At 64.6% G+C, this 25832-nt stretch carries 26 protein-coding genes; 9 read left to right on the plus strand and 17 right to left on the minus strand.

The window, feature by feature from the left end; all coding sequences use genetic code 11:
• Positions 1-291 precede the first annotated feature (291 nt).
• Together XI03_RS19785 and XI03_RS19790 are read right to left on the minus strand one after the other, a co-directional pair.
• Entirely contained in the window at positions 292-1254 is a 963-nt protein-coding gene (locus XI03_RS19785; protein ID WP_028144184.1) for a DnaJ C-terminal domain-containing protein, read from the minus strand.
• Between the two features lie 109 nt (positions 1255-1363).
• Positions 1364-1771: an RT0821/Lpp0805 family surface protein gene (locus XI03_RS19790; protein ID WP_161966502.1), complete on the minus strand. Its 408-nt coding sequence runs from the start codon at positions 1769-1771 to the stop codon at positions 1364-1366.
• Positions 1772-1884: 113 nt separating this feature from the next.
• Here XI03_RS19790 and pdxH point away from each other — a divergent pair, with 113 nt between their 5' ends.
• Together pdxH and XI03_RS19800 are read left to right on the plus strand one after the other, a co-directional pair.
• Positions 1885-2526 (plus strand): pyridoxamine 5'-phosphate oxidase, encoded by a 642-nt coding sequence (gene pdxH / locus XI03_RS19795; protein WP_018322567.1) that lies wholly within the window; start codon positions 1885-1887, stop codon positions 2524-2526.
• Positions 2527-2552: 26 nt separating this feature from the next.
• Entirely contained in the window at positions 2553-3305 is a 753-nt protein-coding gene (locus XI03_RS19800; protein ID WP_038950565.1) for an SDR family NAD(P)-dependent oxidoreductase, read from the plus strand.
• Between the two features lie 1185 nt (positions 3306-4490).
• Here the strand turns inward: XI03_RS19800 and XI03_RS19805 are convergent.
• Positions 4491-4709, minus strand: a complete 219-nt coding sequence (locus XI03_RS19805) for a hypothetical protein (RefSeq protein ID WP_038972668.1) — start codon at positions 4707-4709, stop codon at positions 4491-4493.
• A 203-nt stretch (positions 4710-4912) separates the two neighbouring features.
• The gene (locus XI03_RS19810) at positions 4913-5890 is read right to left on the minus strand and encodes a magnesium transporter CorA family protein (RefSeq protein ID WP_271592994.1); all 978 of its coding nucleotides are present in this window, start codon (positions 5888-5890) and stop codon (positions 4913-4915) included.
• Between the two features lie 337 nt (positions 5891-6227).
• Here XI03_RS19810 and XI03_RS19815 point away from each other — a divergent pair, with 337 nt between their 5' ends.
• Positions 6228-6914: a L,D-transpeptidase gene (locus tag XI03_RS19815; RefSeq protein WP_018321707.1), complete on the plus strand. Its 687-nt coding sequence runs from the start codon at positions 6228-6230 to the stop codon at positions 6912-6914.
• A 36-nt stretch (positions 6915-6950) separates the two neighbouring features.
• Here the strand turns inward: XI03_RS19815 and XI03_RS19820 are convergent, their stop codons facing one another.
• Positions 6951-8060 (minus strand): extensin family protein, encoded by a 1110-nt coding sequence (locus XI03_RS19820; RefSeq protein WP_271592995.1) that lies wholly within the window; start codon positions 8058-8060, stop codon positions 6951-6953.
• Positions 8061-8125: 65 nt separating this feature from the next.
• Here XI03_RS19820 and XI03_RS19825 point away from each other — a divergent pair, with 65 nt between their 5' ends.
• The gene (locus tag XI03_RS19825) at positions 8126-9754 is read left to right on the plus strand and encodes a fatty-acid--CoA ligase (protein WP_028144021.1); all 1629 of its coding nucleotides are present in this window, start codon (positions 8126-8128) and stop codon (positions 9752-9754) included.
• Between the two features lie 287 nt (positions 9755-10041).
• Positions 10042-10896, plus strand: a complete 855-nt coding sequence (locus tag XI03_RS19830) for a DUF1499 domain-containing protein (RefSeq protein ID WP_028144022.1) — start codon at positions 10042-10044, stop codon at positions 10894-10896.
• 115 nt (positions 10897-11011) lie between these two features.
• Here XI03_RS19830 and XI03_RS19835 read toward each other — a convergent pair whose 3' ends face one another.
• From XI03_RS19835 to XI03_RS19850, 4 genes are all read right to left on the minus strand, one after another.
• Positions 11012-11935: an MBL fold metallo-hydrolase gene (locus XI03_RS19835; RefSeq protein WP_028144023.1), complete on the minus strand. Its 924-nt coding sequence runs from the start codon at positions 11933-11935 to the stop codon at positions 11012-11014.
• A gap of 168 nt (positions 11936-12103) precedes the next feature.
• On the minus strand, positions 12104-13318 hold the full coding sequence (locus XI03_RS19840) for an acyl-CoA dehydrogenase (protein ID WP_028144024.1): 1215 nt from the start codon (positions 13316-13318) through the stop codon (positions 12104-12106).
• Positions 13319-13446: 128 nt separating this feature from the next.
• Positions 13447-14523 (minus strand): 3,4-dihydroxy-2-butanone-4-phosphate synthase, encoded by a 1077-nt coding sequence (gene ribB / locus XI03_RS19845; RefSeq protein ID WP_038950571.1) that lies wholly within the window; start codon positions 14521-14523, stop codon positions 13447-13449.
• 196 nt (positions 14524-14719) lie between these two features.
• Complete coding sequence (locus XI03_RS19850; protein WP_028144026.1) at positions 14720-16450, minus strand: cation:proton antiporter; 1731 nt, start codon at positions 16448-16450, stop codon at positions 14720-14722.
• 67 nt (positions 16451-16517) lie between these two features.
• Here XI03_RS19850 and XI03_RS19855 point away from each other — a divergent pair, with 67 nt between their 5' ends.
• Both XI03_RS19855 and XI03_RS19860 read left to right on the plus strand, forming a co-directional pair.
• The gene (locus XI03_RS19855) at positions 16518-17045 is read left to right on the plus strand and encodes a DUF3124 domain-containing protein (RefSeq protein ID WP_028144027.1); all 528 of its coding nucleotides are present in this window, start codon (positions 16518-16520) and stop codon (positions 17043-17045) included.
• Between the two features lie 121 nt (positions 17046-17166).
• Positions 17167-18399: an aminotransferase-like domain-containing protein gene (locus XI03_RS19860; protein ID WP_212429112.1), complete on the plus strand. Its 1233-nt coding sequence runs from the start codon at positions 17167-17169 to the stop codon at positions 18397-18399.
• 10 nt (positions 18400-18409) lie between these two features.
• Here XI03_RS19860 and hpaD read toward each other — a convergent pair whose 3' ends face one another.
• Both hpaD and XI03_RS19870 read right to left on the minus strand, forming a co-directional pair.
• The gene (gene hpaD / locus XI03_RS19865; protein WP_271592997.1) at positions 18410-19156 is read right to left on the minus strand and encodes a 3,4-dihydroxyphenylacetate 2,3-dioxygenase; all 747 of its coding nucleotides are present in this window, start codon (positions 19154-19156) and stop codon (positions 18410-18412) included.
• Positions 19157-19280: 124 nt separating this feature from the next.
• Positions 19281-19565 carry a helix-turn-helix domain-containing protein gene (locus tag XI03_RS19870; RefSeq protein WP_271592998.1) on the minus strand — a complete coding sequence of 95 codons (285 nt, stop codon included), beginning with the start codon at positions 19563-19565 and terminating at the stop codon, positions 19281-19283.
• 159 nt (positions 19566-19724) lie between these two features.
• On the opposite strand from XI03_RS19870, the gene XI03_RS19875 reads away from it, so the two are divergent.
• Both XI03_RS19875 and XI03_RS19880 read left to right on the plus strand, forming a co-directional pair.
• On the plus strand, positions 19725-20180 hold the full coding sequence (locus tag XI03_RS19875) for a hypothetical protein (protein WP_028144030.1): 456 nt from the start codon (positions 19725-19727) through the stop codon (positions 20178-20180).
• A gap of 95 nt (positions 20181-20275) precedes the next feature.
• Positions 20276-20512 (plus strand): hypothetical protein, encoded by a 237-nt coding sequence (locus XI03_RS19880; RefSeq protein WP_038950575.1) that lies wholly within the window; start codon positions 20276-20278, stop codon positions 20510-20512.
• A 216-nt stretch (positions 20513-20728) separates the two neighbouring features.
• Here XI03_RS19880 and XI03_RS19885 read toward each other — a convergent pair whose 3' ends face one another.
• The 6 genes from XI03_RS19885 to XI03_RS19910 all read right to left on the minus strand — a co-directional run bounded on the left by XI03_RS19885 (position 20729) and on the right by XI03_RS19910 (position 25768).
• Positions 20729-21547: an aldo/keto reductase gene (locus XI03_RS19885; protein WP_271592999.1), complete on the minus strand. Its 819-nt coding sequence runs from the start codon at positions 21545-21547 to the stop codon at positions 20729-20731.
• 221 nt (positions 21548-21768) lie between these two features.
• Complete coding sequence (locus XI03_RS19890; protein ID WP_271593000.1) at positions 21769-23343, minus strand: alkaline phosphatase D family protein; 1575 nt, start codon at positions 23341-23343, stop codon at positions 21769-21771.
• A 119-nt stretch (positions 23344-23462) separates the two neighbouring features.
• A complete protein-coding gene (locus XI03_RS19895) occupies positions 23463-23882 on the minus strand; it encodes a hypothetical protein (RefSeq protein ID WP_038950578.1) in 420 nt (139 codons plus the stop codon).
• A 109-nt stretch (positions 23883-23991) separates the two neighbouring features.
• Positions 23992-24993 carry an NAD(P)H-dependent flavin oxidoreductase gene (locus tag XI03_RS19900; protein WP_038972660.1) on the minus strand — a complete coding sequence of 334 codons (1002 nt, stop codon included), beginning with the start codon at positions 24991-24993 and terminating at the stop codon, positions 23992-23994.
• 220 nt (positions 24994-25213) lie between these two features.
• A complete protein-coding gene (locus tag XI03_RS19905) occupies positions 25214-25372 on the minus strand; it encodes a hypothetical protein (protein WP_018321727.1) in 159 nt (52 codons plus the stop codon).
• Positions 25373-25393: 21 nt separating this feature from the next.
• Positions 25394-25768: a PRC-barrel domain-containing protein gene (locus XI03_RS19910; RefSeq protein WP_028144036.1), complete on the minus strand. Its 375-nt coding sequence runs from the start codon at positions 25766-25768 to the stop codon at positions 25394-25396.
• Positions 25769-25832 lie beyond the last annotated feature (64 nt).

Genomic DNA, 25832 nt, shown 5'->3' on the forward strand with positions numbered 1-25832 from the left:
GTCATTGAAAATTTGGAATGAAGACATCGGCGCGTCTCATTATCGCACCGGATGATCACGCGAAAATGAGCAGCGTTCGATCCGCCGATCGACGCGGGCGGCCTCGATTGGGGTTTTTGGTACCGCGCTGGTCCCCCTCTCGAGGCCGCACCTTTTTATCGGCTGCCCCGCCGGGCAACCGACACGTCTCGAACGTCAGCGTCGAAGCGCGAGCCGCGCTTCAGGCGTATGTTGAGCATCATCCTTTTGAGAAGAGAATGCTCCGATCGTCGGGATGCCTCGGCTAGCGCCCTAGCCGAGCCCGCTACGTGGATTGTAGGGGTGTTGGTCCCGCCACTTCTCCATCAATGCTTCAAGCTCGGCGTCGTTCCCGTCCGGTAGCATAATCCTGATGGTGACGAAGAGATCCCCGGTTCCGCCAGATTTCGGCAATCCCTTACCTTTGAGGCGGAAGGTCCGGCCACTGGAGGTGTTTTTTGGAACCGAAAGCTCCACGGCATTGCCGAGGGTGGGCACGCGGACCTTAGCTCCGAGCACCGCCTCGTAGAGCGTCACCGGCAGATCGATCCGCAAGTCGGCACCCTCGACCTTGAAGTGGGCGTGCGGCGCGATGTTGATGGTGATCAGGAGATCGCCGGGCGGATGGCCCTGCGCGGACTCGCCCTGCCCCCGGAGCCGGATCTGCTGGCCCTCAGTGACGCCAGCCGGAATCTTGACGTTGAGCTCCTTGCCTGTCGGCAGCCGGACGCGCTTCTCGCCGCCCTTGACCGACTCTTCCAGCGAGACGGACATGGCGACATTCACGTCGAGATCGAGCCCGACGCCGCCGGTGTCGAATTCGAACTGCCCGGCGCCGCCGGCCCCAGGCCGGGCGCCGCGCATCCCGCCGCCGAACATGCTGTTGAGGATATCCTCGAACGCGCCGCCGCCCTGGCCGGGGCCGCCGCCGGAGCGGAACGTATAGCTTTCGAACCCGCCGGGGCCGGCGCGGCCGCGCGGCCCGCCACCGCCCGGAAAACCCTGGAAGCGCGGCTTGCCGTCGGCGTCGATCTCGCCCCGGTCGAACTGCTTGCGCTTGTCCTCGTCGCCGATGATCTCGTTCGCCGAGTTGATCTCGGAGAAGCGTTCGGCGGCCTTGGGGTCGTCCTTGTTGCTGTCGGGATGATGCTTCTTGGCAAGCTTGCGATAGGCGCTCTTGATCGCGGCAGCGCTGGCGCTCCGCGGCACCCCCAAGACCTCATAGGGGTCGCGCATCCGTCACGTCTCCTTCAAGAAATCGAATTGTTCAAAGGGCTCCCCGCCCCACCTGCAATCCATGTGGGGAGAGAGTGGCATTTTTGCAACTAGGGGCGCGCGCCGAATCCTAGCTCCGCCACGGCTTTAGCGTATGAATCTCCCAACGGCCACGGGTGCTTTGGCAGCCGGCGCCCTGGAGCCAGCTTTCGGTCGCCCCGTTGACGTAGCTCGCCAGGAAATCGCGGCATTTGCGGCCGTCCTCGGCGGCATAGGACTGCGCGATCGGCGTCACCGAACCGCGCGCGCCGGTCTCCGGATTCTCCCAATGCTGGCTGGAATCCCTGTCGCCCTTGCTGAGGACGTCGGAGGCGGCGTTGCGGGCGAAGGCGAGATCGGTCTCGGTCGGCGGGGCGTCCTTCGCCGGCCGCGCGATCGAACCGGTGAGGTCGCTGTCGTCGGCCTTGGCGTAGGCACTCTTGTCATTGCGGGAAAAGCTGCATCCTCCGGCACCGAGCCCGATGAGAATGATCGTCATGACAAAGCCGGACGGCCGGATCGCCGATAGGCCAACGCGTCCCCATGCCCTATATAGGGCGGAAGCGGACGACAACGCGTTTTGGGCCGCGGGACGCAACTCGGACTCCAGACATGACCGACACGACCTCGATGAAACACCAGACACCCTTAACATCCGGTGATTTCACCGCCGCCGACGAGCCATTTGCATTGTTCGAGGCCTGGCTGAACGAGGCGATCAAGAGCGAGCCGAACGATCCGAACGCCATGGCGCTCGCAACCGTCGACCCCGACGGCTTGCCTGACGTGCGCATGGTGCTGATGAAAGGCTTCGATACCGAGGGTTTTGTCTTCTACAGCCACATCGCCAGCCAGAAGGGTCGCGAACTCGCCGCAAATCCTAAGGCAGCGTTACTTTTTCACTGGAAGTCGCTGCGCCGTCAGGTCCGCATCCGCGGCAACGTGACGCCGGTGACCGAGGCCGAGGCCGACGCCTATTTCGCCACCCGACCCAAGCAGGCCCAGATCGGCGCCTGGGCGAGCAAGCAGTCGCAGGAGCTGGAAAGCCGCTTCGCCTTCGAGCAGGCGATCGCGAAAGTCGCGGCCAGATACGTCATCGGCGAAGTGCCGCGGCCGCCGGGCTGGAGCGGCTGGCGCATCACGCCCTCGCGGATCGAGTTCTGGCACGACCGCCCGTTCCGCTTGCACGACCGCATCGAATTTCGCCGTGACGCGGCGGGCCAGAAGTGGTCCAAGACGCGGATGTACCCCTAAGCTTTAGGCCGACCTGAAAGATGTCCATGCCGCATTCGTCCAATGCGCCGCGCCGCACACTGCTCCTGACCGGAGCCAGCCGCGGCATCGGCCATGCCACCGTGATCCGCTTCTCCTCGGCGGGCTGGCGCGTCATCACCTGCTCGCGGCATCCGTTTCCGGAGGACTGCCCGTGGGACGCGGGGCCCGAGGACCACATCCAGGTCGACCTCGCCAACCCCGCGGATACCACGCGCGCGATTTCCGACATCCGCAACCGGCTCGAAGGCGGCACGCTGCATGCGCTGGTCAACAATGCCGCGATCTCGCCGAAGGGCGCGGGCGGCTCCAGGCTCGGCTCGGTCGACACCGATCTCGACACCTGGACGCACGTCTTCCATGTCAACTTCTTCGCGCCGATCATGATGGCGCGCGGGCTGATCGAGGAATTGAAGGCGGCCAAGGGCTCGGTCGTGAACGTCACCTCGATCGCGGGCTCGCGCGTGCACCCGTTTGCGGGCGCCGCCTACGCCACGTCGAAGGCCGCGCTCGCATCGCTGACGCGCGAGATGGCCTCCGATTTCGGCCGCGTCGGCGTGCGCGTCAACGCCATCGCACCGGGCGAGATCGACACCTCGATCCTGTCGCCCGGCACCGAGAAGATCGTCGAGCAGCAGATCCCGATGCACCGGCTCGGCACGCCCGACGAAGTGGCCAAGATCATCTACGTGCTGTGCACGGACACCTCGTCCTACGTCAACGGCGCCGAGATCCACATCAACGGCGGCCAGCACGTGTAGTCCGTTCGCGTCATTGCAGTGACGCAACAAGGGCGACAACCTCGCTCTCTCGTGTCCCGGACGCGTTGCGGCACGCAGTGACGCTGCGCAGAGCCGGGATCCAGGGGCGGCTCGGCACGCGGCGAGGTGGGCCCCGGCTCTGCAGCGCACCGTCCACATGGACGATGCTTCGCATCGCCGGGATGACGCTGCGCTGCGTCCGGGGCACGAGAACGGAGTGTGGCGCACATTGCGATGCTCCAGTGCACATCCCAGCGGCGGTGCCGTAGGGTGGGCAAAGGCGCATGGCGCCGTGCCCACGAATTTAACCAATACGGGAGAGTGGTGGGCACGCTGCGCTTTGCCCACCCTACGACATCGAGATTGTGGCACGCAGCTCAAGTTGCAGACACGCCTTCGCATTCTCGCGGCGGATTTCGCCCGAGCTTTGCCTGGTCTCGCTACCCTCTAAATCCAAGAGGGCGCAGGGAAGGCCGGGTGCCCAGCTCGCACCCGCGGTCTGCTGCGCAATAGGCACACGCAGAAGAACCGCACAGCAGCATACAGGTGGTGCCAATCACTCGGCCTTCCCTGCGCAGTGGCTGGACGGCTTATGCCGTGATCTCCCGGGAGCCGACCATTCCTTCTGGCCTCCCTCGCCCCGCGAATTGATGATGCAGTCTGCCCGGTTGGGCTCGCTCGCACCTTCGCAGGACTTGACCGTAGCAACGACGGCCAGGACCACACGGTTTTGCCGTACGCACGGCCCGCCATTTCGCCGCAGTTTTCCCGAGCCCTGTCGACAAAGCCGGAAACTTACAGACGAGACGAAGCCTGACAGCGCCGCTCGTCGCACGAAGCCTCGGGCTCACAGGGACTACCCGCCCTGCCCGCGCCTCTCGTGCCGACGCTGCCGTGTCCACCGCAAGCCCGGCTCGCGATGCGTGACGACACATGATCGCCCCTCTTGGTGAGCCGGGATGGGCAACACATACGCCGAAACCGAATTTCGGTAAAGTGGAATATTTTCGGCGACGAGGATTGACAGAGCGCGACACAGGCCCGTTTTGGCTGGATGGGCGGTTCAGTCGAACTCTAGCGCACCCGCCAATCGGACGTCACAGCCGATTGTCCTGAAGAGAAAGGGAAGCAAGGCGATCCAGACAACGCCGCCGCAAGACCTGGATCGCCCTCGCCTTCCGTTCCTCAATCGATTCGAATCCGACGTGACCTGTCGCGCGGCCGCGGAGCGGCCGTGCTGAATGCGGTCGAGCAGTCGTCGTCGTTCTCACCGTCGAGCAGCGGAGCACCACAGTGCCGGCACATGCGTGCCGACATCGACGACGCCTTGCCGCTCGCCAGGACCTGACGATAGTTCGCCAGGTCGATGACGTTGCGGGGCGACGTTATGTGTTTTTCAACCATGGTTGTTCCTCGCGGCTACGCACTGCTTATCGCAGACAAGTTTCGCGCAAACGTTCAGCCCACCGCTCAAATTTTACCGGAGGAATTGCGGCACGGCGAACACATCACGGCGCGGCCTCAATCCCGATCTATTCTGCGACACGATTCACCGTGTCTGTACGACCGGCGTAAGGTCTCGGTAGCTATTTTCCGAGCGCGGGAGATCAGAGCCACTTCTTCCACTTGAAGAGCCAGTACGGAAGAATCGCGGCGACAAGCATCATCACCAGCGCCATCGGATAGCCGTGCGCCCATTCGAGTTCCGGCATCATCTTGAAGTTCATGCCGTAGATCGAGGCGATCAGCGTCGGCGGCATCAGCACGACGGCCATGACCGAGAACAGCTTGATGATGTTGTTCTGCTCGAGATTGACGACGCCGAGCATGGCATCGAGCACGAAGGTGATCTTGCTGGAGAGATAGGAGGCGTGGTCAGTCAGCGAGGCGACGTCGCGCTGCATGGTCTTGAGCTGCTCGCGCATGTCCTTCGACCATTTCACGCCCTCCACCACCGCCGAGAGGAAGGTGACGACGCGGCCGATCGACACCAGGCTCTCGCGAACCTTCGAGGTCAGATCGCCTTTGCGGCCGATCGAGATCAGGATCTGGGAATACTGCTTGGCGTGACCGTGGCGCTCGCTCTCGGGCTCGAAGATGTCGTGGCTGACCTGGTCGATCTCGGCGCCGCAGCGCTCCAGGATGTCGGCGCAGCGGTCGATCACGGCGTCCAGCAGTTCCATCAGCACCATCTCGCCGGTAATGGAGGGCGTGCAGGAGCGGGCGAGCTTGGCCTCGACCAGGGCGAACGGCTTCGGCAGGTCGTAGCGCACCGTCACCAGGCGGTGGTCGCCGAGGATGAAGGTCACCGCCGTGGTCCGGGGCATGTCGGTATCGGAGTGGCACATCAGCGTCGCGGTCATGTAGCGGGCGCCGTTCTCGATATAGAGACGGCTGGAGATCTCGATCTCCTGCATGTCTTCCCGGGTCGGGATGGCGATGCCGGCGAGCCGCTCCACCGCCTTGTCCTCGGCCGCGCTCGGGTTGACGAGATCGATCCAGACCGCGCTTTCCGGCAACGCGGTAAGATCTTCGATGACAACCTTCTTCAGGACGGACTCTGAGGGAACAAACACCGAAAACATGCACGACTCCAGAGAACCTGCGACAGAATGACAGCCCTTAGCGCGATTCTGACAAGTTCACGATGACAACCACATGAACGGAGCGTTGGCATTTGTGGCGGTGCCATGGCTCAACTGTGGCACGGAATCGACAGTCCGGCCCCCTTTGGCCCAAAAATCTTCACGGGGCCGCAAAACTTGCGGCAGAAAAGCCACAGCTTGGGTCTCGCAGCGCGGGATAAGGCCTTCAGTGCTGGAATTGTGGCAGATTTCAACGATAATGGGATTAACGGAGTCGAGGAACTTGGGCGATAAGCTCAGGCCTTCCGCACGGTATTGTTTTGATTGGAACCAAATCATGTCGTCGCTGAAAGTTAAGTTGGGAATTCTGGCCGCCGGCCTGATGCTGTCGGGCTGCATGCAGGCCACGCATTTCGAGGCGACCGACACCAAAGCCTTCAAGCCGAAGGACAAGGAACTGCTCGCCAAGGTTCGGTACGAGAACACCCCGGTTGCGGAGCCGTTCCGCCGCGCCATCGTCCAATACCACCGCAAGGAATCGCCCGGCTCGATCGTGGTCGATTCCGACAATCACTACCTCTATTACGTGCTGGATGGCGGCAAGGCGATCCGTTACGGCATCACCGTTGGCGAAGAGGCCATGGCCTGGTCGGGCATCGCCAAGGTGGGCAGCAAGACCGAGTGGCCGGCCTGGCACCCCACCCCCGGCGAAATTTCGCGCCTGGGCGTGCCGACCTATGTCGCACCCGGCCCGGACAATCCGATGGGCTCTCGCGCGATTTACCTCTATTCCGGCGGGAAAGACACGTTGTTCCGCATCCACGGCACCAACCAGCCGGAATATATCGGCGCCTCGATCTCGTCGGGCTGCATCCGCCTGACCAACGAGGACGCGATCGATCTCTATGATCGCGTCAAGCTCGGCACCCTCGTCGTGGTGCTCGAGCCGAAGCACGGCGATTCGCCCTACAATTCGCGGCTGGCGCTCGGCGGCAGCCAGACCGGCCAGGCGGGCAGCTACTGATCGCCTGCTGATCTCTGAGATCCAAAAGCGCCGGTTTCACCGGCGCTTTTTTGTTGCCGGCTTGCGCGGCTGGGACTTGCTGCCGTCGGCCGCCGGCTTTTTCGCAGGCGCCGCGGACTTCTGGACCGCCTCGTCGTCAGCTCCTTCCTTTTCTTCAGGCTTGGCCTCGGGCTTGACCTCGGGCTTGGCCGCGACCTCGCGCGGTGGCGCCTCCTCGGGGCGTTCCGCCGGCAGCAGCGGGGCGACCTGCGGCAGGGGATCCCAGACGTTCCACTGGCAGATCCGGTAGTCGTTGCGCCGCTGCGCCAAATCCAGATGGATATGGTCCTCATGGTACCAGTCCGAGCCCGGGCCGAGCACGGTGGAAAACCGCGCGCAGACCGAGTGCAGCACGCGCTCGCGCACCTCGCGCGACATGGTGCGGTCGGTAAGGCCGATCGACTGCCCATTGGCCAGCTTGATGCCACGGACGTCGAGGGCGTTGGCCTTGCCGTGCTCAGACAGCAGCGCGCCGACGACGCGGTTGCGTCCGCGGCACTCGAACGAATCGAAATTGTCGAGTTCGCCAATGGTCGAGCCGAGGCTGGTGGCCAGCGGCGCCATGTCCTTGCGCAGCCAATCGGCGATCGCCGACGCCATGGTGCAGCGAAGGATCGCCGCCGGCTTGACCGTCACCTTGCGCTTGTCCGGCAGGACGACGGCTTCCAGCCGCACCAGATCCTCGCCGCCACAGGCGCCGGGGCCGCGGATATCCGGAATCGAGGGTGCGATCGCGATCTCCTCTGTCAGCGCGAGACGGCAGGCCGAGACCGGCTTCTGGGCCGGTACCGCAGCCTCGGCGGGCTTGTCGGCGCCGGGCTTGTCCGCCGAAGGCTTGCCGTCCGCCTCCGGCGGGGCCTCGTCCGATGCCTTGGGCGCCTCCTCGGGGCGCGGTCGCGGCAGCGGGATCCTGGCGGAATGAACCGCGGGGCGCGGCCGTGGTGCGGCGATACCGAAGATATCCAGCGGGGACGTATATTTTCGCGCCTCTGCCCTCTCGGCGAGCACGAGCGACAGCCCGAGCACAGCGGTAACCATTGCCGCGCCAGCGGACATATAGCCGCGACAAGACCATTTGCGGCGAAAGTCCGGCAGGCTAAAACTCATGACAATTCTTTGGCCCAACGCTGAGAGCGACAACGCGCCCAGCGACTTCTCGGAGGAACGTCGGAATGCTTGGTTTGATGCAAGATTGGCCCCTGCTCTGCCACCGGATCATCGAACACGCCGCCAAAATTCATGGCAAGCAGGAGGTGGTTACTCGCTCGGTCGAGGGACCGATCCATCGCACCAATTACGCCGAGATCCACAAGCGCGCGCTCAAGGTCTCGCAGATGCTGGAGCGCGACGGCATCAAGCTCGGCGACCGTGTCGCAACGATCGCCTGGAACACCTGGCGCCATCTCGAGGTGTGGTACGGCATCATGGGGATCGGCGCCATCTGCCATACCGTCAATCCCCGCCTTTTCCCCGAGCAGATCGCCTGGATCATCAACCATGCGCAGGACCGCATCGTGATGACCGACATCACCTTCGTTCCGGTCCTGGAGAAGATCGCCGACAAGCTGACGAGCGTGGAACGCTACGTCGTGCTCACCGACAAGGCGCACATGCCGCAGACGACGCTGAAGAATGTGGTCGCCTACGAGGACTGGATTGCGGAGGCCGACGGCAAATTCAAATGGAAGGACTTTGACGAGAACACGGCAGCGGCGATGTGTTACACGTCGGGCACGACCGGTGACCCGAAGGGTGTGCTGTATTCGCATCGCTCCAACGTGCTGCATGCGCTGATGGCCAACAATGTCGACGCGCTCGGCACCAGTGCGTCCGAGACGATGCTGCCGGTGGTTCCGCTGTTCCATGCCAATAGCTGGGGCATCGCCTTCTCCGCGCCCTCGCAGGGCACCAAGCTGGTCATGCCCGGCGCCAAGCTCGACGGCGCCTCGGTCTACGAGCTGCTCTCGACCGAGAAGGTGACGCACACCGCCGGCGTGCCCACCGTGTGGCTGATGCTGCTCCAGCACATGACCGCCAATAATCTCAAGCTGCCGGACCTGAAGATGGTGATCTGCGGCGGCTCGGCGATGCCGCGCTCGATGATCAAGGCCTTCCTCGACATGGGCTCGAACGTGCGTCACGCCTGGGGCATGACCGAGATGAGCCCGATCGGCAGCGTCGCGGCGCTGAAGCCACCGTTCCAGAACGCCACCGGGGATGCGCGGCTCGACGTGCTGCAGATGCAGGGCTATGCGCCCTTCGCGGTCGAGATGAAGATCACCGACGATGCCGGCAAGGAGCTGCCCTGGGACGGCAAGACCTTCGGCCGCCTCAAGGTCTCCGGCCCTGCCGTCGCCAAGGCCTATTACCGTGTCGAGAGCAACATCCTCGACGAGGACGGCTTCTTTGATACCGGCGACGTCTCGACCATCGACGAGGACGGCTACATGCGGATCACCGACCGCTCCAAGGACGTGATCAAGTCCGGCGGCGAGTGGATCTCCTCGATCGACCTCGAAAACCTCGCGGTCGGCCATCCGGCCGTGGCGGAAGCTGCCGTGATCGGCGTGTTCCACCCCAAATGGGACGAGCGGCCGCTCCTGATCGTGCAGCTCAAGCAGGGTCAGCAGGCCACCCGCGAGGAGATCCTCAAATACATGGACGGCAAGATCGCCAAATGGTGGATGCCCGACGACGTCGCCTTCGTCGAAGGTATTCCGCACACCGCCACCGGCAAGATCCTGAAGACGGCGCTGCGCGACCAGTTCAAGGATTATCGCTTCCCGAACGCGGCGGCGTAAGCGCGCTCGGGGCCACCCTCCCCTGGAGGGTCCGGGACGAGCGGAGCTCGCCCGTGGGTCGGCTCACATGAAGCGAAGCGCAATGTGAGACGGGGTGGGGTGATCTCTCCACACGGTCACCGCCTCAAATGGAGACACTGTCACCCCACCCCGCTCGCGCTCCGCGCGATCGACCCTCCCCCTCCAGGGGAGGGTAAGTCCCTTGAATTTGCCCCCGCGCCGTGGTCTCAACGGCCCATCGTCGCGCCAGATCGGCCGGCATCGCCAACCCCGGCAGAGCTCACTCGATGGCCCGCAGGTTTTCCGCTCCCTATCAGTCGGAGCCCGTGTCCAGCCTCGCGAGCTGGGCGCGCAATCTGGCCGTGTTCGCGGTGGTGGCGGTGGTGGTCTCGATCATCATCGTCCGCTTCGATTTCCTGGAGCCGAAGCCGGCGCTTGCGACCTTCTTCGGCGGGCTCGCGATATCGGGCCTGTCGATCCTGTTCGGGCTCGCCGGCTTTGCCGCGATCTGGCAGAACGGCTCGCGCGGCATGGCGCGCATCCTGCTCGCTTTGCTCATCGACGGGGCGATCCTCGCCTATCCCGCCTATCTTGCCTTGCAATATCGCAAGCTGCCGGCGATCTACGACATCACCACCGACCCGATCGATCCGCCGCGTTTCGACGCGCTGGCGCGCCTGCGCACCGGCGAGGGCACCAACACCGCGGTGTATGCCGGGCTCTATTCGGCGGAGCAGCAGCGCCATTTCTACCCTGATATCGAGCCCGTCGAGCTCGAGATTTCCGTCGACCGCGCCTATGCGATCGCGCTGCAACTCGTCAACAAGCGCAAATGGATCGTCATCGACGAGCGCGCACCGCAGCCGCCGCGCCGTATCGGCCGTATCGAGGCGGTGGCGCGCACGCCGATCATGGGTTTTCGCGAGGACATTTCGATAAGGTTCGTGCCGGACGGCGATGATTCCCGCGTCGACATCCGCTCTGCCTCGCGCAATTTCGACAGTGATCTCGGCAGCAATGCCGCGCGCGTCAAGAAATTCATCGACGATCTCAACACCGCTGCCGATGCCGACGCGCTCAAGCCGGTGAAGAAGACGCCGGTGGCGCCGCCGAAGGCGCCGGCAAAGACGGTGAAGAAATAGCGTGCTGTCATTCCGGGGCGTGCGAAGCACGAACCCGGAATCCATCGGGCGGCGGAGTTTGTCGATGAATGGATTCCGGGCTCTCGCTTCGCGAGCCCCGGAATGACGGCGAAGGCTACGCGCCAGCCATCCGATACGTCCCGCCAATCACGGGATCGCCCTCGGTCGCGACCACGCCGCGGGCGACCAGATCTTCCAGGTGCGCCAGCACGGAATAGCCGGCGGCCGTCGTCAGCCTCGGATCGATGCCGATATAGATCGCGCGGACCATGGTCGGGATGTCGGTCTCGCCCTTGGCGAGGCGGTGCAGGATCGAGGCCTCGCGCGCCTTGCGATGACGGATCAGGAAGCGCACGAAGCGCTGGCCGTCGGGGATCTCGGGGCCATGGCCGGAGAAGTAGAGATCCTCCTCGCGTGCGGCGAGCCGGTCGAGCGAGTCCATGTAGTCGATCATCGAGCCGTCCGGCGGCGCCACGATCGAAGTCGACCAGCCCATCACGTGATCGCCGACGAAGTTGAACTTTCGCTCCGGCCAGGCGAATGCCAGATGATTGGCGGTGTGCCCCGGCGTCGCCACGGCCTCGAGCCGCCAGCCGTCGCCTTCGACGACATCGCCATGGGCGACCTTGACGTCCGGTGCAAAATCGCGGTCGGCGCCGGATTCCGGATTGTGCTTCTCGCTCTCGAAACGCGGGCGCGAGGCCCGGTGCGGGCCCTCGGCATAAACCGGCGCGCCGGTCGCCTGCTTGATCCGCGCGGTGTTCGGTGAATGGTCGCGATGGGTGTGGGTGACGAAGATATGGCTCACCGTCTCGCCGCGCACGGCATCGAGCAGCGCAGCCGCATGGGCCGCATCGTCCGGACCGGGATCGATGATCGCGACATTGCCCTTGCCGACGATGTAGCTGACCGTGCCGGTGAAGGTGAACGGGCTCGGATTGTTGCAGAGCACGCGGCGCACGCCGGGTCGGACTTCCTCGACGATGCCGGCTTTGAGCGGAAAGTTGCGGTTGAACGGGACGTCGTCATTGTCGGACATGGCTTGCTCATACCTTGCTGACTTCGTCATGCCCGGCCTTGTGCCGGGCATCCACGTTCTTCGCGCGGCCTAAGACGTCGATGGCCGGGTCGTCTCGCGCGAAGACGCGCTTCGCGCTTTTGCCCGGCCATGACGTCGAAGAGTTTCCTGCCGCTTAACCTTACGAGCTCAGAAGAACGCCTGAATGCCCGTGATGGCGCGGCCGAGGATCAGGGCGTGGACGTCGTGGGTGCCCTCGTAGGTGTTGACCGTCTCGAGATTATGGACGTGGCGCATCACATGGTACTCGATCGAGATGCCGTTGCCGCCGTGCATGTCGCGCGCGACACGGGCGATGTCGAGGGCCTTGCCGCAATTGTTGCGCTTCATGATCGAGATCATCTCGGGCGCGAACTTGCCCTCGTCCATCAGGCGGCCGACGCGAAGCGAGCCCTGCAGGCCGAGCGCGATCTCGGTCTCCATGTCGGCGAGCTTCTTCTGCACGAGCTGGGTCGCGGCGAGCGGCTTGCCGAACTGCTTGCGGTCGAGCGTGTACTGGCGCGCGCGATGCATGCAGTCCTCGGCCGCGCCGAGCGCGCCCCAGGAGATGCCGTAGCGGGCGCGGTTGAGGCAGCCGAACGGCCCCTTGAGGCCGGAGACGTTGGGCAGCAGCGCGTCTTCGGGAACCACGACGCCGTCCATCACGACCTCGCCGGTGATGGAGGCGCGAAGCGAGAGCTTGCCGCCGATCTTCGGCGCGGAGAGGCCCTTCATGCCCTTTTCCAGCACGAAGCCGCGGATCTGGTTGTCGTGCGCGGCCGATTTGGCCCAGACCACGAACACGTCGGCGATCGGCGCGTTGGAGATCCACATCTTGCTGCCCGTGAGGCGGTAGCCGTCCGCGACCTTCTCGGCGCGCGTCTTCATGCCGGCCGGATCGGAGCCGGCATCAGGCTCGGTCAGGCCGAAGCAGCCGACCCACTCGCCGCTGGCGAGCTTCGGCAGGTACTTCTTGCGCTGGTTCTCGTCGCCATAGGCGTAGATCGGATACATCACCAGCGAGGACTGCACCGAGTTCATCGAACGATAGCCGGAATCGACCCGCTCGATCTCGCGCGCGACGAGGCCATAGGCGACGTAGCTCGCATTGGCGCAGCCATATTCCTCCGGCAGCGTAATGCCGATCAGGCCGAGCTCGCCCATTTCGTTGAAGATCTCGCGATCGGTCGTCTCTTCGAGATAGGCCTTGGAGACGCGCGGCAGCAGCTTGTCCTGGGCATAGGCGCGGGCAGTGTCTCGCACCATGCGCTCGTCTTCGGTGAGTTGCTCGTCGAGCAGGAACGGATCGTCCCATTGGAAAGAAGCCGCAGCCGGCTTGTCCTTGGCCTGAGGGCGCACGCTCATGAAACGTCCTTTCGTCTGGTTCCGTCAGAAATTGCCCGACAAACTAAAGCGCCGCGGCAACAAGTGCAATTGCATCCTGGTTCGGTCATTCCGGGTCGCGCAACGGCGCGAACCCAGCAACGGCGTCGTCAGCTCTCGAGCTGTTCGTTGGCGACGATCTCGATGCCGAAGCCCGACAGGCCCTTGTAGTCGTGCACCGAGGAGGTGAGATGCCGGATCGAGGTGACGCCGAGGTCGCGCAAGATCTGCGCGCCGACGCCGACCTCGCGCCACTGGCGGTTGCGGTCGGCCTCCGTCGCCGACTCGTCCGGCAGCGCCGCCACGGGGACACCGGCCGCGCCGTCGCGCAAGTAAACCAGCACCCCTCGGCCGGACTTCTTGAAATGCTCGAGCACGGCGGCCATGCGCTTGTGCCCGGTGAAGATGTCCTTGACGATGTTCGGCTTGTGAAAGCGCGTCAGCACGTTCTTGCCGTCGCCGACGCCGTTATAGACGAAAGCGACGTGGGCGATGGAATCGAACGGCGAACGGTAGGCATAGCCTTGCAAGGGTCCGATCGGGCTTTCGGTGACGAAGGTCGAGACCCGCTCGATCAGCTTCTCGCGCGCCTGACGGTAGGCGATCATGTCCGCGATGGTGACGTGCTTCAGCTTGTGCTTGGCCGCGAACTGCGCGACCTGCTCGCCCTTCATCACGCTGCCGTCGTCGTTCATCAATTCGCTGATGACGCCGACCGGCGGCAGGCCGGAGAGCTTGCAGAGATCGACGGCGGCCTCGGTATGGCCCGAGCGCAGCAGCACGCCGCCATCCTTGGCGATCAGCGGGAAAATGTGGCCGGGCCGGGCGAAATCGTTGGCGCCGACATTGGGATTGGACAGCGCGCGGCAGCAGGAGGCGCGCTCCTCGGCGGAGATGCCGGTGCCGCCATCAGGCTTGTAGTCGATCGACACCGTGAAGGCGGTGGTGTGCGCGGAATCGTTGTGGGCCACCATCGGATCGAGCCGCAGGCGGCGCGCGTCCTCGGTCGTCACCGGCGCGCAGACGATGCCTGACGTATGGCGGATGATGAACGCCATCTTCTCGGCGGTGCAGAGCGAGGCGGCGACGATCAGATCGCCCTCACCCTCACGGTCCTCGTCGTCGGTGACGACCACGAGCTCACCCCGGGCAAAGGCCTGCAAGACTTCCTGAACGCTATCGGGCATGTCCCAATCTCTATCGGTTATGCCGGGAGGCTTAGCCGGACTTGAGCCGGGGCGCTAGTGTCCTGGACGCAACCGCATATTCCGGGCAGCGGGCCATCGGAGGCCAGACTTGCACCCCAGCCTTGCACCCCAGCCTTGCACCGAAGATACCAGGGATATAGGCGCAGACGGCCGGAGCGGAAGGCGGCCGACGCCGTCAGGGCAGCACTTCGCGGCGTTCGCCGAGCCGCTGGTCGAGCTCGGCGCGCTTGTCGGCCAGAAGGCCGGCCTGCGCGGCCTCAATGACCGTGAACAGCTCATGAGCGTCGCTGAGCCGGGTCACGGTGACGTAGCTTGCGCCGGCCGCATAGAGCTCGTCCACGTCCGACAGGAGATCGGCCGTGGCCACGATCAGGGCGGTCGGATTGAGCGCGCGGACGTGGCGGACCAGCTTCTCGTTGCTGGCGCCCTTCAGCAGCGAATCCGGCACGCTGAGGATGATCATCTCGGACTTGCCGACGCCGGCATGGAGCAGCGTATCCGCGCTGCTGATGTCGCCATAGATCACGTGCAGGCCGCGCGACAGCAACGTCTGGTACACATTGGGGTTGAAATCGACCACGGTGATCTGCTCGAGCAGCACCGGCGTCTGCCGTTCGATCTCGGCCAGCAGCGCGCTCGCCGCACGGAAAAAACCGAGGATGACGATACGGCGGGCCTCGCCATGGCCGCCCTCGTGCCCCTCCTCGGCATGGCCGTTGCCATGATCGAGGTCGCGCAGGCCGATCCGCTTCAGGGGGCCGATCGCCCAGCGGGTGATCTCGTCGCTGCGGCTCATCGCAAAGGTCGAGAGCACCGCGAGCACCACGAAGGCGAAGGAGGCGGCATTCGCCGTCTGCGCTGCGATATGGTGATCGGCGACGCCGGTCTGGATCACCACCAGCGAGAACTCGGAGATCTGCGCGAGGTTCAGCGCCGGCAACAGGCTGGCGCGCAAGCCCTGCTTCATCAGATAGAGCGGCGTGAAGGTGGTGACGAGGCGGCTCACCACCGTGAAAGCCGCGATCATCAGCGCCAGCCCGATCACGGAGAGGCCGGGGACGGGAATGGTCATGCCGAGTGCGACGAAGAACAGGGTGATGAAGAAGTCGCGCAGCGTGGTGACCTTGGCGGTGACGTCGAGCGCGTAGGGAAAGGTCGAGAGCGAGACGCCGGCGATCAGGGCGCCCATCTCGCGCGACAGCGACAGCCGCTCGGCGGTCTCGGCGACCAGAAAGCACCAGGCCAGCGCGCCGAGCAGGATCAGCTCGGGCCGCCGGGCGATCTGGTGGAACAGCCGCGGCAGCACGTAGCGGCTGACCAGCAGAGCTGCGGCGACCAGCACCGCGACACGGCCGATCGAGAGCAGGATGACGCTGGCCTGCAGATTGGCGAGGCTCGGCTGCACCGCCAGAAACAGGATGGCGAAGATGTCCTGGAGCACCAGCACGCCGAGCGTGATGCGCCCTGGCAGCGTGTCGAGCTCGCGTTTCTCGTAGAGCACCTTGACGATGATGACGGTGCTCGACAGCGCGCAGGCGACGCAGAGATAGACCGCATCGAAGTGCCCGCCCCCGAGTGACAGGCCGATGCCGACGAAGAACAGGACCCCGAGCAGGCAGCCGCCGAGGAGCTGGCCGCCCGCCGCGAACAGGATCACCTTTCCCGCCCGCACGATCTTCTTCAGATCGATCTCCAGGCCGATCATGAACAGCATGAAGATCAGGCCGAGCTCGGAGATGACGCCGATCGATTCCTGCGAATGGACCCAGCCGGCGCCGAATGGACCTATGCAAAAGCCGGCGATAAGATAGGCCAGAATGAGCGGCTGCCGGGAGAAATGGGCGAGCAGGCCCAGCATCCAGGCAAACAGAATACAGAGAGTGATGTCGCGAATGAGCTCGTGCATGCCAAATTGGTCCGTTTTGCCGCACCCTAGAGGCGGGTTGCGGCGCGGCAAGCGAGCAATTCGTCACATGCGAAAAGGGCTGTTCGCAGCAATGCTGCTATGTCCCCTCGCCTTTGCCGTGCCCGCCGTCGCACAATCCAAGGTCAATATCGAACAGAACTTTGCCGATTCCCTCACCGCGCTGCCGAAGGAGGAACTCGCAATCTCCGGTGGATTCTACGTGCCTGCCTATTCCAGCGTCGCAATGAGCCAGGGCAAGCTGCGCGTCGACTTCTCGGTGACCTTGAGTGTTCACAACGCCTCCGAGACCCAGCCGCTGGTGATCAAACGCATCGCTTATTTCGACACCGCAGGCAAGCAGGTCGAGAGTTATCTGAAGGCGCCGGTGGCCGTGAGGCCGCTGGCCACCGTCTCGATCTTCATTCCGACCGACGACGTGCGCGGCGGGACCGGGGCCAATTTCCTCGTCGACTGGGCCGCGACAGGCGAGATCGCCGAGCCCGTGGTCGAGGCCCTGATGGTTGGCGGCGTCGCCAATGCGCATTACGCTTTCATCAGCCAGGGCCGTCCGACTAGGACGGCCACAAAGAAGTGAGTCCGTCCGACCCGGACGGCAGGCAGGAAGGAGTCCGTCCGACCCGGACGGTTGGCCAGGAAACAAGACTGGCCGGCGCAACGCCGGCTGGCTCAACAAGAACAAAACGAGGAACATCCCCATGACGTCCAGCTTCGATTTCGCACCCCTGTTTCCGGCAGGGCTGCCGGCCCCTTCTGCGCGCTGGACGGGCCTTGCCAAATACAGCTTCGTGGGCGGCAACAACGATTCCGAGCAACTGCCGCTCGAGGGCCTGATCGAGGCGACCACCTCAGCGTTACAGCGCGAAGGCCGGTCGCTCGCGACCTACGGTCTGGCGCATGGCCCGCAGGGCTACCTGCCCTTGCGCGAATTCCTGGTGACGAAGCTCAAGCGCGATGCCGGCATCAACTGCACCGTCGACGATCTCCTGATCGTGTCCGGCTCGCTCCAGGCGCTCGACCTCGTCAACGCGACGCTGCTGACCCGCGGCGACACAGTGATCTTCGAACAGGACAGCTATCAGGGCTCGCTGACCCGCCTGGCACGGCTCGGCGTCAATGTGGTCGGCGTCCCCCTCGACAAGGACGGCATGCGCATGGACGTGCTGGCCGCGACGCTGGCCGACCTGAAGAGCCGCGGGATCCGGCCGAAATACATCTACACCATTCCGACGGTGCAGAACCCGACCGGCAGCATCATGCCCGAGAGCCGACGCACCGAGCTGGTACGGCTCGCGACCGAGTATGGCGTGCCCATCTTCGAGGACGATTGCTATGCCGACCTCGTCTGGTCAGGACAGCGCCCGCCGGCGATTCATGCGATGAGCCCGAACGGCGGCGTGATTCATATCGGCTCGTTCTCCAAGTCGATCGCGCCGGCGCTGCGCGTCGGCTTCATCGTCGCGCCCTGGGAGGTGATGTCGCGGATGCTGGCGCTGAAGACGGATGCCGGCTCCGGCGCGCTGGAGCAGATGGTGCTCGCCGCCTATTGCAAGCCGCATTTCGCCAGCCACGTGCCGGCCCTGACCAAGGCGCTGCGCACCAAGCTCGACACGCTGATGGAGGCGCTGAACGAGCAGTTCGGGACGGCCGCCGAGTTCGAGGAGCCCAAGGGCGGCATCTTCCTCTGGGTGAAGCTGCCCGACCAGGTCGATACGCTGAAACTCTATCAGGCCGCTCTCACCGCCGGAGTCTCGATCAATCCGGGGCCGGAATGGTCGACCAACAAGAGCCATGCCAGCTCGCGCCTCAGGCTGTGTTTTGCGAGTCCGACGCACCAGCAGATCCGCGAGGGCGTCGCCGTGCTGGCCGAGGTCTGCCGCAAGGAATTCGGGGTGCCGGCCCGGAGTGCCAATGTTGAGAAGCGGGCCTGAGGCCGCGGCCTCACGCCTCGACGTGAAACTCCACGTTGACTTGGCCGCTCCCGGAGGACGGAAAATAGTCGCAGAGCTGCTCGGCGGCGCCGCGGTAGTCGTACCAGCCAAGCGCGGCGAACAGCATGATGGTGTCAGCCATGCCGCCTTCGCCGTTGCACTTGGTGGCGTAGTCCGGGAGCATGTCGAGGAATTCACGGTAGCGACGGCTCTGCCACAGCTCAAGCACGCGGAGGTCGACCTGCCGGTTGAACTCGCTGGCGATCGAGGTCCAGGCCTCCGGGCCGAGCTTCTTGTTAGGCCAGAGCCGGTGCGAGAGCGAACCGCTGGCGAGGATCGCGACGCGCTCGCCGGACTGGTCGATGGCGCGGCGGACCGCCTCGCCGAGGATCCGGCTCTCCTCGAACGAGGTGAACAGCGGCGAGGCGATCGAGACCACCTTCGCGAAGCCGTCCGGGTTCATGTAGTGCATCGGCACGATGGTGCCGTATTCGAGCCCGAGGCTCGCCACCTGGTGCGCGATGACGTTGAGGTCGGCATCGGCCGCCCGGCCCGCGATGGCCTCGGCGAGGCTCGTATCGCCCGGCAGGTCGTAGCGCAGATCCTGGATCATGTGCGGCGCTTCGTGGCTGGTGAACGCGCCGCGATGCCGAGGATTGGCGTTGATGTGGTAGCCGAAATTGGAGAGCCAGTGGGTGTCGAACACCACGAAGCTGGTGACCCCGCGCTCTCTCGCCCGCCGCCCCAGTTCGCGCAAGGACGTTACCGCCGGCTCGCGCGCCGCGCGTAACGGGCTGCCTGACAGCTCCGAGCATCAGCGACGGAACGTGGGTGACCTTGGCGGCGAGGACGAGCTGCCCCATACGGTCACCCCTTTTGCGTCAGGCCGCCTGAGGCTGGCTCTGGGGCTGGCTGCCGTGGATCGCGGAAGCCAGCCGCAGCAGAAGCACGATCGAGACGTTGCCCTTGCCGGCCTCGATCTGGGCGATATAGCGCTCGGAAATCCCGGAACGGCGGGCCAGCTCGCGGCGCGACAGGTCGCAGCGCATGCGCGAGGACCGCAAGCGATCGCCCAGCTCGGTCAGAAACGCGGTCTCGGAATAAGGCGGCACGGCGCAGCTCCCCGGCAGCACTTCGCCCGCAAAATCCATGACTTGATTCAGCATTGGTCTATCCAGGTTCGCCTTCGGGAAGCGCCATCCTACGCCGGAAAAGACCGGCCTCATTGACGCGGATCAAATTCGCGAGCGATCGGCGGCAGCCATGGACGGAGGCGGACGGGATGCTACACTTTGGAATTCTTCGAGGCGGGGTTTCTTCAGGACATGACGCGTTGTTTGAGCCGCTGGATCGCGGCTGCGATGCTGTGGGCGGCGATCACCTCCACGGCAGGTGCCGAGACACTGACCGCGACGGTCGAGCAATGGGGCCTGCTCGGCTCGTGGGCGGTCGATTGCGCGACCGGGCCCGACCGCGACAAGGGCGCGCTCCTGACTTACGAAATCCGGAAGGACGGCCGGGTGATGTACCGGCGCAATTTCGGCGAGGCCAGGGACGAGAACGAGGTGGTGTCGGCCAGGGTCAGCGCCGAGGGCCTGCTCAATGTGATGGTGTACTTCCCCTCGCTGCACCAGGCCCGTGAGTTCGGGCTGCTGCTGGCGAAGGACGGCAGCAGCCTGCGCGCGATCTACAATCGCAGCGAGCGCGGCGAGTACACGATCAGGGACGGCAAGTACGTCGCCACCGGCGCGCCGACGCCGGCGCAGCAACGCTGCGATTAGTCTCCTGAACAGCTGTTCAGAATTCTCCCGCGTTTCCTCCGGAACGTTCGCGCCAATGCGCGGTTTAAATGTGCATTCGATTGGAGGAGGACATCATGAAGAAGCTTGGTTATGTGGTTGCGGCCCTGGGTGCGCTTGTGATCGCGGCGCCGACGCTGGCGAACGCAGAGACGGTGGTGATCAAGCGCGGCGGCTACCATCACCATCATCACGGGCCGTACGGCGCTCGCGCCGAATTCCGCGGCCATCGCGATTACGGCTGGCATCGCGGCCATCATCGCGACAAGGTCGTGGTGATCAAGCGCAGCCATCGCCATCACAACTGGGACTAATGCAGAGCGCATATGGAAATGGCCCCTCACGGGGCCATTTCTCTTGCGCGCAGTCTTGTAGGGTGGGCAAAGCGACTTGTCCGCCATAGCTCGAGGAGCGACGGCGGAAGCGTGCCCACCGCTTCCGTAGTGATCAAGGAGAAGTGGTGGGCACGGCGCAAGGGCGCCTTTGCCCACCCTACGATTATTCTGCGTTCGCAGGGCGTGTTGACGAAGCTAATCCCACGCCGGCGCGAAGCCCGGATTGACGCAGCGGCGGTCCTTTGGCAGCGCCGCGATCTTGTTGCGGTCGGCATCGTCGAGCGTGATTTTCAGCGCATCGAGATTGGCTTGCTGGCTCTCCCGGCGCGAGGCCTTCGGAATCGCGGCGACGCCGTCCTGGTCGAGCAGCCATTTCAGCGCCACCTGCGCAGCGGTTGTGTTGTGCCTGGCGCCGATCTCGGCCAGCACCGGCTCCGAGGCAATGCGCCCTTGCGCGAGCGGACAATAGGCCACCAGCGGGATCGACTTCGCGGCGAGATAGGCCAGCACCTTCGATTGATCGAGCATTGCGTGATATTCGATCTGGTTGCAGGCGATCGGCGCCCTGATGTCCTCGACCACGGTCTTGAGCAGCGCCGTGGTGAAATTGGCAACGCCAATCGCCCGCGTGCGCCCCTCTTGCTTCAGCTTCATCAATGTCTCGAACACCGCACCCCAGTTCGCCGCCTTCGACGGCCAGTGCACGAGATAGAGATCGACATGATCGAGCCTGAGCTTGTTCAGGCTGGTATCGAAGGCGCGGCGGATCGCGTCGGGGCCGAGGTTCTCATGCCAGACCTTGGTCGTGACGTGCAGCTCGCCGCGCGGCAGGCGAGCCGCGGCAAGGGCAGCGCCGATGGATTCTTCGTTGGCGTACATCTCGGCGGTGTCGATGTGGCGATAGCCGATCGACAGCGCGCTCTCGACTGCGGCGCGGCAGGCATCGCCCTGCATGCGGAAGGTGCCGAGGCCGAGCTTGGGCATGCTGATGCCCTGGGTCTTCAGATTGTCCATGAACAGGCTCCTGACGTCGTTCAACCCGCTGGATGCACGCGGCGTTGCCGCGTGGGCAGACTCTTCGGTGATGGAAAAGAGGTGGCGGGAGTGAGGAGCATAGCCCGGCATGGGCAGCGCGGCCAATCAAGATCGGGTTAGCATGCACGCACGATTCCTCTCAGCCGTCATGTCCGGGACGAGCCCGGCCATGACAACTGGGCTCATAATCGCCCCGCCCCTCACGAATGCTGTGCCACCACGGCAGGTCGTGCCTGCGGCTGCGGCTCGAGATCGACCGACCAGAGGTCGCGATTGTCCACGTCCTTCAAGGTCACAGTCATCACGCCGCTGGCACCGTCGATGTCGACGCGGCCGAAGAATTGCAGTCCGAAACACGGCGCCAAATTCTCGCCCTGCGCCGCGCTACAGCCGTTCTGGTACATCGCGACCGGACCAAAGGTGTTGTCGAGCTCGCCCGGGCCCCAGGTGCCGGCGTGCAGCGGGCCGGAGACGAACTCCCAGAACGGCTCGAAGTCTTGAAACTGCGCCTTGCCGGGATCGTAATAATGCGCGGCGGTGTAATGCATGTCGGCGGTGAGCCAGACGATGTTGCGCACGCCGGCGCGCTTGATGGAGGCCAGGAGTTCGGCGATCTCGTGCTCGCGCCGGTCGGGCGGCCCATCGCCGAGCGCGACGGCATCCAGGCTGACCAGGCCGATCGGCAAATCGGCCGCGATCACCTTCCAGGTCGCGCGCGAGGCCGCGAGCTCGCGCTTCAGCCAGGCGAGTTGCTCGGCACCCAAAATCCAGCCGCGGTGATCGCCGCCCTTGTTCCAGCTGTCGTCGCGATAGCTGCGCATGTCGATCATGAAGACGTCCAGCAGCGGGCCGTAGGCGATCTTGCGATAGACCCGGCCTTGCCGCGCGCCGATATCGCGGATCGGCATGAAGTCGAAGAAGGCGCGGCCGGCGCGCGCGACCAGGCGCGGGGTGCCGTCGTCCTCATAACCGGACTCGTCATGGCTGCCGGCCGGTGACCAGTCGTTGGTGACCTCGTGGTCGTCCCATTGCGCGAACATCGGCACCTCGGCGTGGAAGGCGCGAAAATTCTCGTCGAGATGGTTGTATCTGTAATTGCCGCGAAACTGCGCCAGCGTGTGCGCGACCTCGGACTTCTCCTCGGTCACGAGGTTGCGCCAGATCTCGCCGTTCGGCAGCTTCTGCTCGGAAGGAACCGTGCAGTCGGCGTAGATGTGATCGCCGGAGTGGATGAAGAAATCCGGACGGTTATCGAGCATGGTGCGATAGCTGCGATAGCCGCCGCGCGAAACGTCGATGCCCCAGCCCTGCCCCGCGACATCCCCGGACCACACGAACGAGATCGACCGGCCCGCGGCCGGGGCGGTGCGGAAATGGCCGACGCGGCTTTCGCCGGCAATGCCGGCCGCGATGTCGTCGAAGCGCACGCGGTAGAAGATATCCTGGCCGGGCGGCAGATCGTTCAGCAGCAGCTTTGCGGTGAAATCCGCATCAAGCAGAGCGTCGCGCGAAGCTGACGCGATGATGGTCTTGAAGCTCTCGACGGTCGAGCATTCCACCTGCATCCGCGCGGGGCGGTCGGCGCGTGCCCAGATCACGGCGGAGTCCCCAGAGACGTCGCCGGACTGGATACCGCCCGCGATCTGCGGCCGATCGGCGGCGCGGCTGAGGTGTGGCGTTGCGAGCGTGCCGAGCGAGGCGACGGCGAGGCTGGAGGTCGAGCGGACCAGGAATTGCCGCCGGGTCCATGCGCGCGAAGCGCGGAGCGTTGCCATTCAGGAAACCTTCGTCGAATCGCGACGGAAGGTGCCTGCGCTCCTTGACTCCTACCCTTACGGTTTCTTGACCCCGCGCCTACGGTTTTGCGACGCGCCGATGACACGCTCAGACCGGGTTAACGCTGCCAGTTGCAGATGCCGCCGGAGCGGCACGGCCAGGTCTGGATGCGGGTATCCCTCGCCTGTGCATCCAGCGGATTGCCGTGGCGATGCGCGAGTTTGGTCCGGGCTGCGCCGCGCGGCTGGGCAGGCCTGGCGTGCGCAACCTTCGGCTCGGCCGCACGGACGCGTTCGGCCGCAACCTTCTTCGGCGCGTCGACGGGTGCGGCGCGGGCCTGCGCCTCATTGCCGCCGCGCGCTTCCAGCGCAACCGGAGCGAAGTGCGTCTCGGGCCCGAGACGTTTCGGCGACAGCACGGCCTTGGAGAGATCGAGGCCGAGATATTCGTCTGGCTTGTAGTCGTCAGCGCGCGCGAAGCCGCCCCATGCGATCACGAGGGCAACGGCAACTGCAAAAGGAACGCTTTTCAGGACCACGGACGCCTCCTGAAATTGATTTTGAAAGGGATATTTTTATCCTTATTTAGGAGGCCTCGCGCGCGATTCCAGCGGCCAAGTGCCGCCGTGGTTAAGAAGTTTAGCGGTGTCAAGCGACCTTTCGCGTCGCCCCCGTCCCATCCAGGAACCCCATCAAACGGCTACGGATGATCTGTTCCGCCTCGGTCATGATCCGATCGACGAGTTCCTTGCAGGAGGGGATGTCGTGGATCAGGCCGGCGACCATGCCGCAGCTCCACGCGCCGGCGTCCATCTGTCCTTCCAGCATGATCCTGGGATAGACGCCCGCGACCTGATCGTGGATGTCGTCGATCTTCAGCTTGTCGCCCTTCTCGCGCTCGATCTCGATCAGGCGATCGACATTGGCGTTCCTCAGCACGCGCTCGGTGTTGCGCAAGCTGCGCATGATCAGGCGGGTGTCGAGCTCGGTCGCGGCGACCAGCGCATTCTTCACGTTCTGATGCACGGGCGCTTCCTTGGTGGCGATGAAGCGCGTGCCCATGTTCATGCCGGCGGCACCCAGCGACAATGCCGCGACGAGGCTGCGCCCGTCCGCCATGCCGCCGGAGGCGACGAAGGGGATCTTCAATTCCTCCGCCGCGCGCGGCAGCAGGATCATGTTGGGAATGTCGTCCTCGCCGGGATGACCGCCGCACTCGAAGCCGTCGACGCTGACGGCATCGCAGCCGATCCGCTCGGCCTTGAGTGAGTGACGCACCGAGGTGCATTTGTGGATGACCTTGATGCCCGCCGCCTTCAGCGCCGGCATGTATTGTTCGGGGCTGCGGCCCGCCGTCTCCACCGCCTTGATGCCACCCTCGACGATGGCCGCGATGTATTCCGGATAGGGCGGCGCCGCGAAGGTCGGCAGGAAGGTGAGGTTCACGCCGAACGGCTTGTCGGTCATGTCGCGGCAGCGCGCGATCTCCTTGGCGAGCAATTCCGGCGTCTTCTGCGTCAGGCCGGTGATGATGCCGAGCCCGCCGGCGTTCGACACGGCGGCGGCCAGCTCGGCAAAGCCGACGAAATGCATGCCGCCCTGGATGATGGGGTGCTCGATGCCGAACAGCTCGGTGATCGCGGTCTTCACTTAATTCGCCTCCCGGAATTTGCTCAGATCGGGTTCAGTCTAGCCGGACTTTTGCGCCGCGGTCACCATTTCTCTCCGAAGGGGGATCTCCATTTTGAGGGTCCGCGAGGCCCACACCTCGTGAGAGCCCCGCTGCCAGTCGTGAACGACGGCTCAAAAAGAAGCGCGGCACAGTGCGTGCCGCGCTCGTCCCTGACGTCTCACGGGAAGCCCGCCTGTCTCAGTGCGTCTTCGTCTCGTGCCATTTCTCGAGATCGGGCTTCTCCTCGTCCGATCCCTGCTCCTTCTCCGGATTGCCCTTCCAGGGCTTGTCCGTCTGCCGGTGCGAACCCCAGTCGTTCTGCTGCCGGGGATCGTCGTTAGGCCGTTCCTTGCTCATCGATCTCCCTTTCCGTGAACGTCAAGCGAAGGGAACACCGTAATAGGAGTTGATGCCGCGCACCGCGGCATCATCACCCCAGTTCCAATCGCTTCGTTCGCCATATTTCGGCGCCCCTTCCAGTTCCTTGGTGGTGATGCCGGTGACGTACCCGCCAAGCTCCGTGTCGTATTTCAGCGACTGCCAGGGCAACGGGTAGTGGTCGTTGCCGAGGCCCAGGAATCCGCCGAAGCCAAGCACGGCGTAGGACACCCTGCCGCTGACCTTGTCGATCATCACGCGTTCGATCGAACCGATTCGGTTGCGGTCGGCGCCGTAGACCGACGTTCCCTCGACCTTGTCGCTGCCGATCAGCCGTCCCATCTCGCTGCGGCCCAGCTCGCCTTGATTCAGCATCTCAATCCTCCACTCAGCCAATGTGAATCAACCGGATGAGCAAGCGATCGTTCCGGCGCCGATG

Source organism: Bradyrhizobium sp. CCBAU 65884 (assembly GCF_028128835.1).
GTDB lineage: Bacteria > Pseudomonadota > Alphaproteobacteria > Rhizobiales > Xanthobacteraceae > Bradyrhizobium > Bradyrhizobium ottawaense.